Here is a 14,970-nt window from a genome sequence, read left to right as displayed (position 1 = left end):
TCTATGCCCAGGGTCCGACAGTTTTCGATTTGCCCAGGTCAGCAGTCACAACCGCACCCATCGCAGCAGCAGCCGTCACAGTCACAGCAACTGCAGTCACAGCAGTCGCAGTCGCAGCGGTGGCACCAGCCTGGCTTGGGCTCGCCGGTCCACGGGTCGTGGTACGGATCCGCACAGCAGTACTGGCACGTGCAGAACATGAACATGGCGACGCCGCACGCAGCACCCCAGCTACGCGGCAGTTTGCGCTCCGAGTACCGCTTGTCCCGCCGCTCTTCCTTCTCCGTCTTTTCCGAGGTGGGGTGGCCGTGCACGTCGCCGAACGCACGCTGAATCGCATGGTCGAGCTCGTGCGCCAACAAAGCGTGGATGAGCTTGTCGTCGACGAACTCCGCCTCACGCAACGCCAGCCGTACGCCGAGCACGGCGTCGTCGCACAACCGACGGGTCTCCTCCAGCGAGGTACCGGTCGCCAGCAATGGGTTCCAGGCACCGGACGCGCGGTCGTCCTCAAGATCCTCTACCGCGTCGACCAGGTGCGCGATCCGGCCGAACAGCCTGCCGGCCTCCGACAGCGCGGGCACGTTCTGCGGGCGCCCGCTCAACACAGCCGTATGCGCGAAGGCAGCCGCGGTGGCGGTCTCGGTCGGCTCGGTCGCGGTGAGCAACGAACCGCCGAGTCCCAGTGAGGCCTCCACGGCGGGCTGGGCGGCGACGGCGTCCAGCAGTACGGCCGTGTCGAAGTCGATCGACGAGCCGGTCAGCGCACCCTGCTTCGCCCACCGCCCGGCGACTCGTTGCGCCACACCGGAAACGCCGCGCCTGCCGAAAACACCGTCCCGGTCCGCGACGTGATCGTTGATCTTGGCGGAGGCGAGTACCAAGGACACCGCGGCGGCCAATCGGGCACCGGAACCCTGCACGATCGGGCTGGTACGCATGCCCCGAAGGGGGCACGGACCGGCCTTGCGCATCGTGGTCGTCTCGGACTGGGCTTGCACGAGCGCCGAGACCACCAGGCCGTCGTAGTTCGTCACGGCCCGCGCCAGTTGGCCGTGATCGTCGCGCAATGCCAGGCAGAGACCGCAAAGGTGACTCAGCCACGAAGTCGAAAGCTGTGGTGAAAGCCGGTGACGACAGGGTCTGATGATCCCGAACATGAGCGCCCACCCCTCTGTATGCCGGCGGGCATACTAGCCCGTAGTCACCCATTCGGACGCACAATCCCCCCTTCGCGGAGGGTGCCCCGGAGCCGTCCCCCTAGGCACCATGACCTTGTGAGCTCCGACTACATCGCCCCCGTGACCCGCCCCCGCGTGAGCCCCGACGATGTGGCGCACATCCACCCGCCCAAGGTCGAGTTCTTCGACGTCGCGGCGATGTCCAACACCGACCCCAAGGGATTCCGCCGGGTCGTGGACGACTACCGGCTCGAGGACTTCGGGCTGTACATGGCACGCGCGGTCGACCGTCATCCCGAACTGACGTACGTCGAATCGTGGCTGCTGCCGGAACTGGGCCTGCGTGTCTCCCGCTGGCAGCGCCGGCCGGGCACGCCGCCGCGTGAGGACATCTACATCGACCTGGTCGACATCGATCCTGGCTACGGCGAGCGAAGCGGCGCGGCCGGGCCTGTCTGGCGCGTGGTCGACATCTATCTGGACATCCATGTCTGGACCGGCAGCCGGGTCGAGGTGGTCGACTCCGACGAGTTGCTCGCCGCGCTCGCCGAGCGCCTCATCGACGCCGAGACCGCCCAGCGCGCGCTCGAAAGGACCTACCGGACGGTCGAGGGCATCACGCGCTACGGCTACGACACGGGGGCCTGGCTGAAGGAGCACGGCGTCCAGCTCGAGTGGATCGAGCGGGACTGAGCTGCGAGAACAGCGTTTCAACCAGTGTAGCGGAATCACTACACACCGTCATTTGATCTTGTCAACCGCCATTGGAGGGACGGCCCTGCCGTTCACAGATCGATACTCGCCCGAACACAAGCCGTGATGTAACGAAACAAGCCCGGGTGATCACGCAACGCACCGTGCCGACTACCCTCAGGCCGCGTGGGAACGGCTATCACCCCGCAGCTGGTCGACATCGTCGACACAGTCTCAGCGGTTCGCAGGTACTCGTCCGGTACGTCCCGGCGCCTCCGGACATGCCAGGAGGAACGCTGGGGGCTACGGCTGGAATGCCCCACTCCGGAGGACCCGTTCCACGACTCCGAGGTGACGTGGCTACTGCCGGAGATGAACCTCCGGCTGACGCACCAGCGCCCGCGTTCACGCCACGCCCGCAGCGGCCCGAGCGTGCTCACGGCCGCTCGTGTGCAGCGCGAGGGAACGTCATGGCGCACCACCGATCTCCTGCTCGGCCTGTCCTCGGCGCAGGGCGCCGCCGCCAGGATCGTGCGGACCGAGGAGTTCGCGGCCGCGGTCGCGGGCCGCGTCCTGCGCACCGGAGATGCTGATCTTGCACTGCGGACCGTGCACCGGACGCTGGACGACCTGAGCTACTACCGGCACGACCTGAGCGCCTGGCTTACCGGGCAACACGTCTTCGAGGTCTGGCCGCCCTACTAAACCCACGCCAAAGATCCACCTCAACCCCTCGCATCTGGGTGCTCATTTGCGAGGGGTTTGCCGCGTTCTGGGCCGATTACGCACCGGAACCGGCTTGATGACCCACAGCTTCGTGCTCTTTTACAACGTCTTGGCAACCGGCTTGACAGTTGATGTGGTCCGGACCACGCTGCTCTGCATTGGTCTACACCATTTGCGCGCCCGGGGTGGCCGGGCTCGAAAGGACGGCACGAGTGAAGCGCTGGATGAAGCTGGCGACAGGAATTGCCGCCATCTCCCTCGCGACTGCGGGCTGCGCCGGCTCAGGTGGGTCGGGCGAAGCCCCAGCAAGCAATGCGCCGCAGCAGATCAGCGGCGACCTGACGGTCTGGCTGATGACGGGCTCCGCGCCGGATACCCTTACCAGCGCACTGCACAAGGAATTCCAGGACGCCAACCCAGGCGTGAAGATCAAGTACGAAATCCAGCAGTGGAACGGCATCCAGCAGAAGCTGACCACCGCGCTGGCCTCACAGACTCCGCCGGACGTGATCGAGCTCGGCAACACCCAGACCCCGGCGTTCGCCTCCGAGAGCGTGCTGGCCGACGTCACGGACTCGGTGAACGACTTCAACGGCGCGCAGTGGCTCAAGGGGCTCAAGGACTCCGCCACGTTCGACGGCAAGCAGTACGGTGTCCCGTTCTACGCCGCCAACCGGGAAGTGCTCTACCGCAAGGACATGTTCGAGCAGGCCGGCATCACCACGCCGCCGGCGTCCAACGACGAGTGGCTGGCCGCGATCGACAAGCTCAAGACCAAGTTCGGCAGCGACCCGGAGTTCCAGCCGCTGTACCTGCCGGGCCAGTACTGGTACGCGTACCTGTCCTTCCTCTGGGACCAGGGCGGTGACATCGCCAAGGCCGACGGCAAGAAATTCAAGTCGACCCTGAACACCCCTGAAGCCAAGGCAGCACTGGAGTTCTACAAGAAGCTGGTCGACGCCTCGGGCACCAAGGCGCCCAAGGACAACGACGAGGCCAACCCGCAGCAGTCGGGCATCTACGGCGGCGGCAAGGTCGCGATGTTCATCGGCACCCCGGGCGAGGTGGCCACGGCCGCCAAGACCGACCCGACGATCAAGGACAAGACCGGCGCCTTCGCCGTTCCCGGCAAGAGCGCGGGCAAGAGCGCTCCGGTGTTCCTGGGCGGCTCGAACCTGGCCATCCCGCTCAACAGCAAGAACCAGGCCGCTGCCAAGGCCTACATCAAGCTGCTCTCGTCGCAGAAGTACCAGACCGAGATCGCCAAGGGCGGCTTCGTGCCCGGCACGTCGACCGACATCAGCGCGCTGAGCTCCGACCCGTACGCCAGTGTGATGGCCAAGGCCGCGCAGAACGGCCGTGCGGTCCCGTCCAGCCCGAACTGGGGCAACGTGGAGTCCGGCCAGAACCCGCTCAAGGACATGCTGACCGCGTACCTGACCGGTGCGAAGTCCGCTGACCAGGCCACAGGCGACGCCAACAGCGCGTTGGACAAGCTGCTCGCGGGTTCATGACCTCGACGAAGGACGTGGCGGCGATGCCGGCGGGTACCACCCCGCCGGCATCGCCGCGTGTCCCTGCCCCGCGACAACGGCGCCGCCGCAAGGGTCTGGGCGAATCCGTTGTGCCGTACCTGCTTCTGGCGCCGGGCGTGATCGCGATCGCCGCCCTGCTGCTGTGGCCGACCTTCCAGCTGGTGCTGATCAGCTTCCGCAAGCTCGACCTGCGCGAGCTGGTGACCGGGCAGCTGGTGTGGGTCGGGTTCGACAACTTCGCGAGCGTGCTGGCGGATCCGCAGTTCTGGGAGATCACCCTGCGGACGCTGGTGTTCACCGCGTCCGTGGTCGCCGGGACGCTGGTGATCGGGATGCTGGTCGCCCTGCTGATGAAGCACATCAACCCGGTCATCCGGGTGATCCTGCAGGTGACGCTGGTGCTCGCGTGGGCCGTGCCGGTGATCGCGGCGACCACGATCTTCCAGTGGATCTTCGACCAGCAGTACGGGATCCTCAACAAGACGCTGGACAGACTCGGCTTCGACGGGTTCATCGGCTATTCCTGGTTCTCCAGCGGGACAAGCACGATGACCGTGATCGGGATCCTTATCGTCTGGCAGGCCGTGCCGTTCGTCGCGTTCAGCCTTTACGCCGGGCTGATCGGTGTGCCGCGCGAGCAGTACGAGGCGGCCGGGATCGACGGCGCCAGCGGGCCGCAGACCTTCCGCGCGGTCACCTGGCCCGCGCTCAAGCCGATCCTGACGATCGTGACATTCCTGTCGGTGATCTGGGACTTCCAGGTCTTCGCCCAGGTATGGGCGGTCAAACAGGGCGGGCCGGACGGCCAGAGCACGACGTTGCCGATCCTCATGTACCTCAAGGGCATCGCGAGCAGCAAGTTCGGCCCGGCCGCGGCCGTGTCCATGCTGATGCTGGTGATCCTGATCGCGCTGACCGCCCGCTACATCCAGATCCTGGTGCGGTCCAAGGAGGTGGAGTTGAAGTGAGGAAGTCTCTGCCGCAACGGATCGCGCTCAGCGCAGCCGGTCTCATCACGGCGTTGCTGTTCGGGTTCCCGACCTACTGGCTGATCACGACGTCGTTCAAGACGCCGGGCGAGGTGCTCTCCCCCGCCTACGACCTGATCCCGTTGTCGACCACGTTCGAGAACTTCGCCTCGGCGCTGACCAAGCCGGGATTCGGCACGTTCCTGACCAACAGCCTGATCGTCACGCTCGGCGCCGTGGCCACCGCGCTGATCGCCGGCCTGCTCGCGGCCGTCCCGCTGGCCCGGATGAAGTTCCGCGGCCGCAAGGGATTCCTGATGCTGGTGCTGATCGCCCAGCTGGCCCCGACCCAGGCGCTGCTGATCCCGCTGTACCTGCTGATGCGGGACGCGGGCCTGCTCAACCAGCTGCCGTCGCTGCTGCTGGTGTACATGACGCTGACGCTGCCGTTCACCGCGTGGATGCTCTACGGCTTCGTCAACGGCATCCCGATCGAGCTGGAAGAGGCCGCGATGATCGACGGCTGCGGCCGGTGGGCGGCCTTCCGCCGGGTCACGCTGCCACTGCTCGGGCCCGGCCTGGTGGCCACGTCGGTGTTCAGCTTCATCACCGCGTGGAACGAGTACCTGTTCGCGCTGGTGCTGATGCGCGATCAGGACATGCAGACACTGCCGGTGTGGCTGTCGACGTTCCGTACCGCGTTCTCCGTGGACTGGGGCGGGATCATGGCGGCGTCGGTGATCTACGCACTGCCCGCGCTGATCTTCTTCCTGATCGTGCAACGCAAACTGGTGTCCGGCCTGACCTCGGGTGCGGTGAAGGGATAACTGTGTCAGCACTGGAGAAGCTCGCTGAATCCGTTCTGCTGCCCGGCTTCGGCGGGACGACCGCGCCGGACTGGTTGCGCCGCAGGATCGGTGAGGGTCTCGGTGGTGTGGTGTTGTTCGGCCGCAACGTGGTCGACGACGAGCAGGTGGCCGCTCTGACCGCGGGCCTGCGCTCAGAGCGGGAAGACGTGATCATCGGGATCGACGAGGAAGGTGGTGACGTCACCCGGCTGGACGTCGCCACCGGGTCGTTCGTCCCCGGCCCGCTCGCCCTCGGCTCGGCCGGAGATCCGGCGCTCACCACAGAAGTAGCGGCCGCTTTGGGCGAACGGCTGGCCGCGTGCGGAGTGACGGTCAATCTCGCGCCCTGCGCGGACCTGACGTTGACGCCCGAGGACCCGATCATCGGCGTGCGCGCGTTCGGCTCGTCGCCTGCGATCGCCGCGGAACATGTCGCCGCGTACATCTCCGGGCTTCAGCAGTACGGTGTCGCGGCCTGTGCCAAGCACTTCCCGGGCCATGGAGCGGCCACAGAGGACTCTCACCTGAGTCTGCCGACATTGCCGCGGACAGAGCAAGAGCTGCGAGCCGTCGAGCTGGTTCCGTTCACCGCGGCGATCAAGGCCGGGACACGCGCGATCATGTGCGGGCACCTTGTCGTGCCGCCGTGGGGCACGGCTCCGGCGACGTTGAACCCCAAGGCGCTCACCGATGTGCTGCGCGGCGAGCTGGGCTTCACCGGCGCGGTCATCACGGACGCGTTGGACATGGGCGCGGTGGCCGGGGCATTCGGTAACAATGCCGGGATTCCGGGTGCGGCCGTCGGCGCACTGATCGCTGGGGCTGACGCACTGTGCATTGGCGGACAAGCCTTTGACGCTTCAGTATTGGACGAGATCACCGCCGCGATCGTGGCGGCCGTGCAGGATGGTTCGTTGTCTGAGGAGCGTTTGACCGAGGCCTCGCAACGGGCTTTCCAGCTGCGCACTCCGCCTGTGACCACTGCGATCAAGCCGGTCGACCTGGAACTGGGGCTGCGCGCGGCTCGTCAGGCGCTACGGATTCACGGCAGGCCCAGGCCGGGCGGTCCGACTCTGGTGGTCGACGTGGAGTCCACGCCGAGCATCGCCGCCGGCCCCATGCCCTGGGGCCTCGGCCGGCACCTCACGTGGTTCGAGCCCGGAAGTCAGGCGCTGCGCAATCCTGAACGCGACGAGATTCTCAAGGCGGCCAAGGAGTTCGACACGGTCGTCATCGTGACCCGGGAGGCGCATCGGCACCCGCACGTGCGCTCGCTGCTGGAGTCGTTGGGCGACTTGGACTTCATCCACGTCGAGACCGGCACCCCCGGCGCCGACCTCGGTTCACCGCCCCGGATCGACACTTTCAGCGGTTCCCGCGTCAGCATGATCGCCGCCGCCGAATGGCTCGCCAGTCACGGGTGATGTTTTGCCCCCAATGCCACATTGGGGACGTGTGATGCCCCCAATGTGGCATTGGGGGCACATGCTAGGGCTGCCAGCCGGTTGCGGTGGCCCATTTCTCGGCGCGCGGCAGGGCTTCGTCGAACCAGGAGTCCTTGGCGGGGGCGGCTTCAGCGAGGTTGTCGGCTGAGGCGAACCGTTTGGCGATGTCCTGCTTGAGGTCCAGGTAGCTTGCGCGCTCGGCCTCCTCGGCGCGCAGCCAGTCGCGGAACATCAAGGCGTGCCGCCAGTCGCGGGTGCCTTCCACACGCAGGTGGATGTTGGCGGGCCGGCCTGGGTCGGCGGAGTGGTGGAAGGTCTTGGTCTCCTCTTCGCCCCGGTCGCCGCGGTTTCCCGCGCTGACAGGGAAGCCGGCCTCGGACAGGGGTTCGGCGAAGGAGTCGGCCTGTTGCATCGAAGACACCGTGATCTGCAGGTCGATGATGTCCTTGGCGGGCAGGCCAGGCACGGACGTCGACCCGATGTGGTCGATGCGCACGCCGCCGGTGAGCATTTGCAGCCGGGCGATCAGCCGGGCCGCCTGCGCGGGCCATTCCGGGTTGTAGTCGTACAGCCTGGGGTTGCCGTAGCGGGCGAAACGCCGGAGCCGGACGTTGGCCTCGAACGGCACAAGCCGGTCGGCCCACAGTGCGTCCGCCATGGCCAGGACCTGGTCGGGCGTGCCGGAGTTGTCCAGCCACACGTCAGCGACCGCCCGGCGCTGCTCTTCGGTGGCCTGGGCGGCGATTCGGGCGCGGGCGTCGGCTTCCGACATGCCGCGCGTCTCGGTCAGACGGCGGACGCGCTCCTCGACGTCCGCGTGCACGACGACAACGAGGTTGTACATGGGTGCGTAGCCCTTCTCCACGAGCAACGGCACGTCGTGCACCACGACCGCGTCTTCCGCCGCGTCAGCGAGCATCTCCGCGGATCGTTGGCCGACCAGGGGATGCACGATCCCGTTCAGCCGCTCGCGCTGCTCATCGGAGTTGAACACCACGGCCGCGAGTTTGGGGCGGTTCAACGAACCGTCTTCAGCCAGGATCTCCTGCCCGAACGCCGCCGTGATCGCGGCCAGCCCAGGCGTACCCGGCTCGACGACCTCACGAGCGAGCTTGTCGCCGTCGATCAGCACCGCGCCATGCTCGGCCAGCCGACCCGCGACGGTCGACTTGCCCGACCCGATCCCACCTGTAAGCCCGACACGCAGCATGCCTTGATCGTAGGTAGACCTAGCCCTACCTGTGTCATGGGCCTGCGAGCAATGCCAACTGTTCACTCTGGAAGGCAGACTTGGGCCGTGATCCGGGACGCCGCCAACGCGACATTACGGGGCCTGGTGCTGGCCGGGCTGTCGGTGGTGGGTCTCGTCGCGCTGCTGGCGCACGCGATTGTGCTGGTCCTGAGCGTCTCGGTCGGCTTGATCGTGCTGATCCCGTGGGCAGTCGAGTTCGGCCGGTGGGTGGCCGACCAGCGCAGGCGGTTCGCGGCCAAGTGGGACGGCGTGCTCATCGTGCAGCCGTACCAGCCCGCGCCGCCTCCGCCGCAGCCGGACGACGAAGGCATGTACGTCTCCGACAACACGCTCTACAAGACCCCGCGCATGCCCGCGCTGGCCAACCAGATCGACTGGGTGGTCGACGACCGCTCGACCTGGCGGGATCTATGGTGGCTGCTGGTCAACGCGACTCTCGGCAACATCTTCGCGCTGACGCCCGCGTTCTTGGTCGTCTATGGCGCGTTGAATCTGCCCTGGGGCGGGTTGCTGGCGATCTGGGGTTTGCTGTCCGCGCCGATTCTGATGCGCGTGCACACCAATCTGACCGTGCGCTTGCTCGGGCCGTCCAAGCGGCGCACTTCTGCGCAGCTCAGCAGGCGGCTGACCTCGTGGACACGCAGCATGGGGTTGTTCGGGATGGGCATGCTGAGCCTGGTGCTGCTCGTGGAGCACCTGCTCGCGCTCGTCACAGTGGTGCTGTTTCCCATCGCCGCGGAGAAAGGCCGCGAAGCCACGAACCTGCGCAGGGACTTGTCGGGCAAGTGGTCCGGGACGCCGATCGCACGGCCGTATTTGCCTCGGCCACAGGGAATCCCCCGGTGGAAGTGGGTGATCCACGACCGGGCGACGTGGCGGGATCTGCTGTTTCTGGCCGTGGATCCGATCGTCACGCTCGGGCTGACCGTGTTGCCGTCGATGCTGGTGATCTACGCCGGCTGGGGACTGCTGGTGCCCCAGTCGTGGCGCTGGTTTCTCAGCGACAAGGACCAGGAGTGGGGCGGTGGCTTCTACGGCCAGTTCGCCGGTTCCGACCTGCTCGCCGTGCCGATGGCCGCCGTGATCACCGCGCTGGCGGTGTGGATGGCGCCATATTCGATCAAGCTGACCGGGCGGTGGACCCAGATCCTGCTCGCGCCCACCGAACAGGCGCAGCTCGCGCTGCGGGTTCAGGAGCTGACCCAGACCCGGGCCGAGACCACCGACGCGCAGGCCGCCGAGCTGCGCCGGATCGAGCGCGACCTGCACGACGGCGCCCAGGCCCGGCTGGTGGCGATGGGGCTCGGGCTGGGCGCGTTGGAACGGCTCATCGACCAGGATCCTGCCGCGGCGAAAACACTGCTGGCCAAAGTCCGTGACAACTCCGCCAAGGCATTGGTCGAACTCCGTGGCCTGGTGCGTGGCATCCACCCGCCGGTGCTCGCCGACCGCGGGCTCGGCGACGCGGTGCGGGCGCTGGCGTTGGACACGCCGATGCCTGTGCAGGTGTGCGTGAACTTGCCGCGTCGGCTGGATCCGCCGGTGGAGTCGGCCGCCTATTTCGCTATCAGTGAGGCGCTGACCAACGTCACCAAGCATGCGCGGGCAAACACTGTGACAGTCGATGTGGTTCTCGACGGCGTAGTGCTCAGGCTGACCGTGCGGGACGACGGATGCGGTGGCGCTGACGTGTCACGTGGCACGGGTCTGCTTGGCATCCAGCGACGGTTGAGCGCTTTCGACGGCTCAATGACTGTGCACAGTCCTGTTGGCGGACCGACAACAGTGACGATGACCTTGCGCGTCAGCGGGGACTGAGGGCGCGGTTCGCGATCTTGCCGAGCATCGACGGCGCCTGGTTGGCCGGGACGAGGCTCAGCTGCGCGATGACGACCACCGTCGTCGCCTGATAGGTGGCGACCAGCGTCACGGTCTTCTTACCGACCAGCAAAGTCCCCTTGTCCGGGCCGACCTGGACCTGGCTCGCCTTCGCGCCCGCCCCACGCTCCTCGTCGACGGTCTTCTCGACACGAGTCGTCGCGGCCTTGGCGTCGGCGTAGCTGGCGAGGCCCACCCGGATCGGCGCGTCCTGCAGCTCCTGGCCGTCGGTCAGGCCGTAGTAGCAGTCGATCCTGGCCGTGCGGCCGATTGACTGGTCAGCGGTTCCCGCGACCGGCCGGGCCGTGCCCGCCATCGCCTGGCCGACCGCGTCGGAGACCTCCTCAGCCGTGGCGATCGCACCACACCCGGTCGGCAGGGCACCGACGATCCGCGCGGGCGCTGACGACGCACCCGTTGACGAAAACGGGGTGAACTCCGGCACCGGAACTACCAAGGGTGTGCGCTCCTTACTCGCACAACCCACCAATCCGGCGATCACGATCGCGACCGACGCAGTGCGTGTCCACGCCTTAGCACTCACAAGCTGAAGACCGTAGTCCCCTCGTCGAGTGACGAGTGCGGCAATCCCCCAAAAATCATAGTTACTCAGGGTGTTCGGTTGGTACGTTTTCCCAGGCAGCGTACTGATCAGCGGTTTCTTCGATCATGGTTGACGGTGCAAATATGTTGACTGTGCCGGGGTCTGCTGGGGACCTTCGGCCTTGTGTTTTGCTCGTGTCCGGGGTTGGGGCGGCTCGATATGCCCCCAAAGTGGCGTTCGGAGCATCCAGCGCTCCCAAAGTGGCGTTCGGGGCATCACATGGGTGTCCGGCTTGGGATGGCACGAGGCCCCCGGACCGTTGCCGGTCCGGGGGCCTCGTGGTCAGTCAGCAGGCGTCAGGCTGCTCTGGCGGGAGTGATCAGACTCCGCCGGAGAGCTTCTCGCGAAGCGCTGCGAGCTGCTCGTCGCTGGCGAGGGTGCCACCGCTCTTGGCGGGGGTCTCGGCGCCGGCCGAGGAGTAGCTCTGGTCGCCGCCGGCTGCTGCGGCGCCTTCGCTCTCGGCTTCCGCGTCGGCCTCGGCGGCCTTGCGGATCTGCGACATGTGCTGCTCGTAGCGGGCGTGCGCCTCGGCGTACTGGCGCTCCCACTCCTCGCGCTGCTTGTCGAAGCCTTCCTGCCACTCCTCGGTGGTGGGGTCGAAGCCTTCGGGGTAGATGTAGTTGCCCTCGGAGTCGTACTCCGCGGCCATGCCGTACTGGGTCGGGTCGAACTCGGAGTCCGGGGTGAAGCCCTCATTGGCCTGCTTGAGGCTCAGCGAGATCCGGCGACGCTCGAGGTCGATGTCGATGACCTTGACCATGACGTCGTTGCCGACCTGGACGACCTGCTCGGGGATCTCCACGTGGCGCTCGGCCAGCTCGGAGATGTGGACCAGGCCCTCGATGCCCTCGTCCACGCGGACGAACGCACCGAACGGAACCAGCTTGGTGACCTTGCCCGGCACGATCTGGCCGATCGCGTGGGTGCGGGCGAACTGGCGCCACGGGTCTTCCTGGGTCGCCTTGAGCGACAGGGAGACGCGCTCGCGGTCCATGTCGACGTCGAGGACCTCGACGGTGACCTCCTGGCCGACCTCGACGACCTCGGACGGGTGGTCGATGTGCTTCCAGGACAGCTCCGAGACGTGCACCAGACCGTCGACGCCGCCGAGGTCCACGAACGCACCGAAGTTGACGATCGAGGAGACGACACCCTTGCGGACCTGGGACTTCTGCAGCTGGTTGAGGAACTCGCTGCGGACCTCGGACTGCGTCTGCTCCAGCCACGCGCGCCGCGACAGGACCACGTTGTTGCGGTTCTTGTCCAGCTCGATGATCTTGGCCTCGAGCTCGCGGCCGACGTACGGCTGCAGGTCGCGGACCCGGCGCATCTCGACCAAGGACGCCGGCAGGAAGCCCCGCAGGCCGATGTCCAGGATCAGACCACCCTTGACCACCTCGATGACGGTGCCCTTGACGGGCTCGTCGGCCTCCTTGAGACCCTCGATCGTGCCCCACGCCCGCTCGTACTGCGCGCGCTTCTTGGACAGGATCAGGCGGCCTTCCTTGTCCTCCTTCTGAAGGACAAGCGCCTCGACCTCATCGCCGACCTTGACGACCTCGTTGGGGTCGACGTCGTGCTTGATCGAGAGCTCACGCGAGGGGATGACACCCTCGGTCTTGTAGCCGATGTCGAGAAGAACCTCGTCACGATCGACCTTGACGATGACGCCTTCGACGATATCGCCGTCGTTGAAGTACTTGATCGTCGCGTCGATAGCGGCGAGGAAGTCCTCCGCCGTCCCGACGTCGTTGATAGCGACCTGCTGCCTTGGCGCGCTGGAAGCCGGGACAATGGTGGTGTCGGTGGACATTAGGTGGGTTGCTCCGGTACGGATTGGGGTCGTTGGGTGTGCAGTTTGTGCGCGCGGCTGGACGGCCTGCGCCCTGTGTGTGTCGTTAAGCATGCACAGGGTTCAACACCGAGACGCGCAACCCGATTCCCAGATTCCCTGACCTGAACAGCAGGCAGCGCGAAATTCACCGCGCGGGCGGTATCGTACGCGCCCGCGCGAACATGGGGCAAACCGGATGCCCAGAAGGAGCAGGCGTGGACAGCGAGAACGACCGGTACGCCGGGACCCAAGCTACTCTCGGCACAGTCGGTCCCGCCCGGCGAAGTGTTGACGCGCGGGAGTCGGTGGCCGCCAACATCGCGTGGTGGGACGCTGACGCCGGCGACTACCTGGCTGAGCACGGCGCTTTCCTCGGCGACGCGGATTTCCTCTGGTGCCCCGAGGGCCTGCGGGAACGTGATCTGGGACTGCTCGGCGACGTGGCAGGCAAGGACATCGTGGAGGTCGGCTGTGGCTCCGCGCCGTGCGCCCGTTGGCTGGTCACGCAGGGTGCACGGGTCGCCGCGTTCGACCTTTCGGGCGGGATGCTCAAGCACGCCGCGCATGCCAACGATGTGACGGGTATCACTCCTTTGTTGGTGCGGGCGAACGCCGAACGGCTGCCGTTCGGCACCGAACGCTTCGACATCGCGTGCTCGGCGTTCGGTGCGGTGCCGTTCGTGGCGGATGTTCGCCCGGTTTTCCGGGAGGTCGCCCGGGTGCTGCGGCCGGGCGGGCGCTGGGTCTTCGCCGTGACTCACCCGATCAGGTGGATATTCCCGGACGATCCGGGGCCGGACGGGCTGCGGGTGATCACTTCCTACTTCGATCGCACCCCGTACGTGGAAGTCGACGCCGAGGGCCGGCCCACCTACGTCGAGCACCACCGCACGCTCGGGGACTACGTGCGTGCGCTGACCGGATCTGGTTTCGTACTGGAAGACATGATCGAGCCGGAATGGCCGGAAGAGCACACGCGCGAGTGGGGCCAGTGGAGCCCGTTGCGCGGAGAGCTGTTCCCCGGGACGGCGATCTTCTGCTGCCGGAAGAAGGCCTAGGGCGGATGAAGTTCACGGACGGGCTGGTGGACACGCAGAGCGCGTGGTTCGCCCGGCTCGACCCGATGCTGCCCGCGGCGGTGCGGCCGCCGGACGGCGACGTGATCACAGCGGCGCTGCCGGACGGTTCACGCGCGGCGGGCGTGGTGGTGGCGAGCCGGCTGGCGCCGGACGCGATGCCGACGCTGTGGTCCGCGCTGGAGGTCTGGGAGCTGCACCCGATGCTCGGCGAGCACGGCATGGCCGAGCTGATGGCCCAGTGGCAGGTGATGATGGACCGCCGCGCCCCCGGCCCGGACTCGTCCTGCCTGGTCACGTGGCCGAGCCGGGACGTGCGGGCGGCCCGGGTGCTGCTCGACCACGGCCTGGTCCCACTGTCCACTTTGGCCATCCGGACCGGTGGCCGCACCACCCCGTCGCCCGGGCGCCTGACCATCCGCCGGGCCCGGCTGCGCGATCTGGACGTGGTGTTCCCGCTGGCCATGGCCGAGCTGGAGTACTCGGCGATGGTCGGCGGGACGGTCTTACGCCCGGGCGCGCTGAAGGTCAAACGGGAGGCGCTGGCCCGGCATCTGGACCAGAACGACCCGGTGTGGCTGGCCGAGAGCGACGGGATCGCGGTCGCGCTGGCCGAATGCTGGTTCAGCGACTCGGAGGCCGGGTCCTGGAGCGAGACCCGGGTCCGGCACGGGCTCTGGGGTTACATCAACAGTTTCTCGGTCGCACCGCCGTTACGCGGCACGGGCATCGGCCGGGAGCTGATCGCGCACGTGCACCGGGAACTCGGCGCGGCCGGGACGGTCGGCACGTTCCTCTACTTCAACCCGCCGAACCCGTTGTCGACGGTGTTCTGGGCCAGGCAGGGTTACCGTCCACTCTGGACGATCTGGGAGGTCCGGCCGGCCTCGGCGCTGAGGTAGGCGACCCCTGACGAAAGTAGGGGTGCGG

13 protein-coding genes are annotated in these 14,970 nt (G+C 67.2%); 9 read left to right on the top strand and 4 right to left on the bottom strand.

The genetic code is table 11. From position 1 onward, the window contains the following. Positions 1 to 38 precede the first annotated feature (38 nt). Complete coding sequence (locus tag JOF56_RS24340; protein ID WP_209641843.1) at positions 39 to 1,160, bottom strand: DUF5685 family protein; 1,122 nt, start codon at positions 1,158 to 1,160, stop codon at positions 39 to 41. Positions 1,161 to 1,277: 117 nt separating this feature from the next. Between JOF56_RS24340 and JOF56_RS24335 the strand changes: the two genes are divergently transcribed. The 6 genes from JOF56_RS24335 (at position 1,278) to JOF56_RS24310 (ending at position 7,375) form a co-directional block, all read left to right on the top strand. Beyond that, complete coding sequence (locus JOF56_RS24335) at positions 1,278 to 1,874, top strand: ribonuclease FAU-1 family protein (RefSeq protein ID WP_307855238.1); 597 nt, start codon at positions 1,278 to 1,280, stop codon at positions 1,872 to 1,874. 186 nt (positions 1,875 to 2,060) lie between these two features. Beyond that, positions 2,061 to 2,579, top strand: a complete 519-nt coding sequence (locus JOF56_RS24330; RefSeq protein WP_209641841.1) for a ribonuclease FAU-1 family protein — start codon at positions 2,061 to 2,063, stop codon at positions 2,577 to 2,579. 233 nt (positions 2,580 to 2,812) lie between these two features. After that, complete coding sequence (locus tag JOF56_RS24325; protein ID WP_209641840.1) at positions 2,813 to 4,114, top strand: sugar ABC transporter substrate-binding protein; 1,302 nt, start codon at positions 2,813 to 2,815, stop codon at positions 4,112 to 4,114. After that, positions 4,111 to 5,103 (top strand): carbohydrate ABC transporter permease, encoded by a 993-nt coding sequence (locus JOF56_RS24320; RefSeq protein WP_209641839.1) that lies wholly within the window; start codon positions 4,111 to 4,113, stop codon positions 5,101 to 5,103. Before JOF56_RS24325 ends, JOF56_RS24320 begins: the two co-directional genes overlap by 4 nt. Beyond that, complete coding sequence (locus JOF56_RS24315; protein ID WP_209641838.1) at positions 5,100 to 5,930, top strand: carbohydrate ABC transporter permease; 831 nt, start codon at positions 5,100 to 5,102, stop codon at positions 5,928 to 5,930. Before JOF56_RS24320 ends, JOF56_RS24315 begins: the two co-directional genes overlap by 4 nt. A gap of 2 nt (positions 5,931 to 5,932) precedes the next feature. Next, complete coding sequence (locus JOF56_RS24310) at positions 5,933 to 7,375, top strand: glycoside hydrolase family 3 protein (RefSeq protein ID WP_209641837.1); 1,443 nt, start codon at positions 5,933 to 5,935, stop codon at positions 7,373 to 7,375. A gap of 64 nt (positions 7,376 to 7,439) precedes the next feature. On the opposite strand, the gene coaE is transcribed toward JOF56_RS24310, so the two are convergent. Continuing rightward, positions 7,440 to 8,606: a dephospho-CoA kinase gene (coaE, locus tag JOF56_RS24305; RefSeq protein ID WP_209641836.1), complete on the bottom strand. Its 1,167-nt coding sequence runs from the start codon at positions 8,604 to 8,606 to the stop codon at positions 7,440 to 7,442. Positions 8,607 to 8,693: 87 nt separating this feature from the next. Between coaE and JOF56_RS24300 the strand changes: the two genes are divergently transcribed. After that, positions 8,694 to 10,466, top strand: coding sequence for a sensor histidine kinase (locus JOF56_RS24300; protein ID WP_209641835.1), 1,773 nt, complete (start codon positions 8,694 to 8,696; stop codon positions 10,464 to 10,466). Here the strand turns inward: JOF56_RS24300 and JOF56_RS24295 are convergent. Continuing rightward, positions 10,453 to 10,983: a hypothetical protein gene (locus tag JOF56_RS24295; RefSeq protein WP_209641834.1), complete on the bottom strand. Its 531-nt coding sequence runs from the start codon at positions 10,981 to 10,983 to the stop codon at positions 10,453 to 10,455. The two genes, JOF56_RS24300 and JOF56_RS24295, sit on opposite strands and share 14 nt — an antisense overlap. Before the next feature lie 466 nt (positions 10,984 to 11,449). Further along, on the bottom strand, positions 11,450 to 12,943 hold the full coding sequence (rpsA, locus tag JOF56_RS24290) for a 30S ribosomal protein S1 (RefSeq protein ID WP_209641833.1): 1,494 nt from the start codon (positions 12,941 to 12,943) through the stop codon (positions 11,450 to 11,452). A gap of 203 nt (positions 12,944 to 13,146) precedes the next feature. Here rpsA and JOF56_RS24285 point away from each other — a divergent pair, with 203 nt between their 5' ends. Then, on the top strand, positions 13,147 to 14,022 hold the full coding sequence (locus tag JOF56_RS24285) for a class I SAM-dependent methyltransferase (RefSeq protein ID WP_209641832.1): 876 nt from the start codon (positions 13,147 to 13,149) through the stop codon (positions 14,020 to 14,022). Between the two features lie 5 nt (positions 14,023 to 14,027). Beyond that, the gene (locus JOF56_RS24280; protein WP_209641831.1) at positions 14,028 to 14,942 is read left to right on the top strand and encodes a GNAT family N-acetyltransferase; all 915 of its coding nucleotides are present in this window, start codon (positions 14,028 to 14,030) and stop codon (positions 14,940 to 14,942) included. Positions 14,943 to 14,970 lie beyond the last annotated feature (28 nt).

This window comes from Kibdelosporangium banguiense (genome assembly GCF_017876405.1).
Taxonomy (GTDB): Bacteria; Actinomycetota; Actinomycetes; order Mycobacteriales; family Pseudonocardiaceae; genus Kibdelosporangium; species Kibdelosporangium banguiense.
The sequence above is the reverse complement of the archived record's forward strand: the minus strand, read 5'-3'. Positions and strand labels throughout refer to the sequence as shown.

Excerpts from the sequence above, each read along its gene's own strand:
- coaE (WP_209641836.1), bottom strand. The coding sequence starts at position 8,606 with ATGCTGCGTGTCGGGCTTACAGGTGGGATCGGGTCGGGCAAGTCGACC.
- rpsA (WP_209641833.1), bottom strand. The coding sequence starts at position 12,943 with ATGTCCACCGACACCACCATTGTCCCGGCTTCCAGCGCGCCAAGGCAG.
- JOF56_RS24285 (WP_209641832.1), top strand. The coding sequence starts at position 13,147 with ATGGGGCAAACCGGATGCCCAGAAGGAGCAGGCGTGGACAGCGAGAAC.
- JOF56_RS24340 (WP_209641843.1), bottom strand. The coding sequence starts at position 1,160 with ATGTTCGGGATCATCAGACCCTGTCGTCACCGGCTTTCACCACAGCTT.
- JOF56_RS24320 (WP_209641839.1), top strand. The coding sequence starts at position 4,111 with ATGACCTCGACGAAGGACGTGGCGGCGATGCCGGCGGGTACCACCCCG.
- JOF56_RS24280 (WP_209641831.1), top strand. The coding sequence starts at position 14,028 with ATGAAGTTCACGGACGGGCTGGTGGACACGCAGAGCGCGTGGTTCGCC.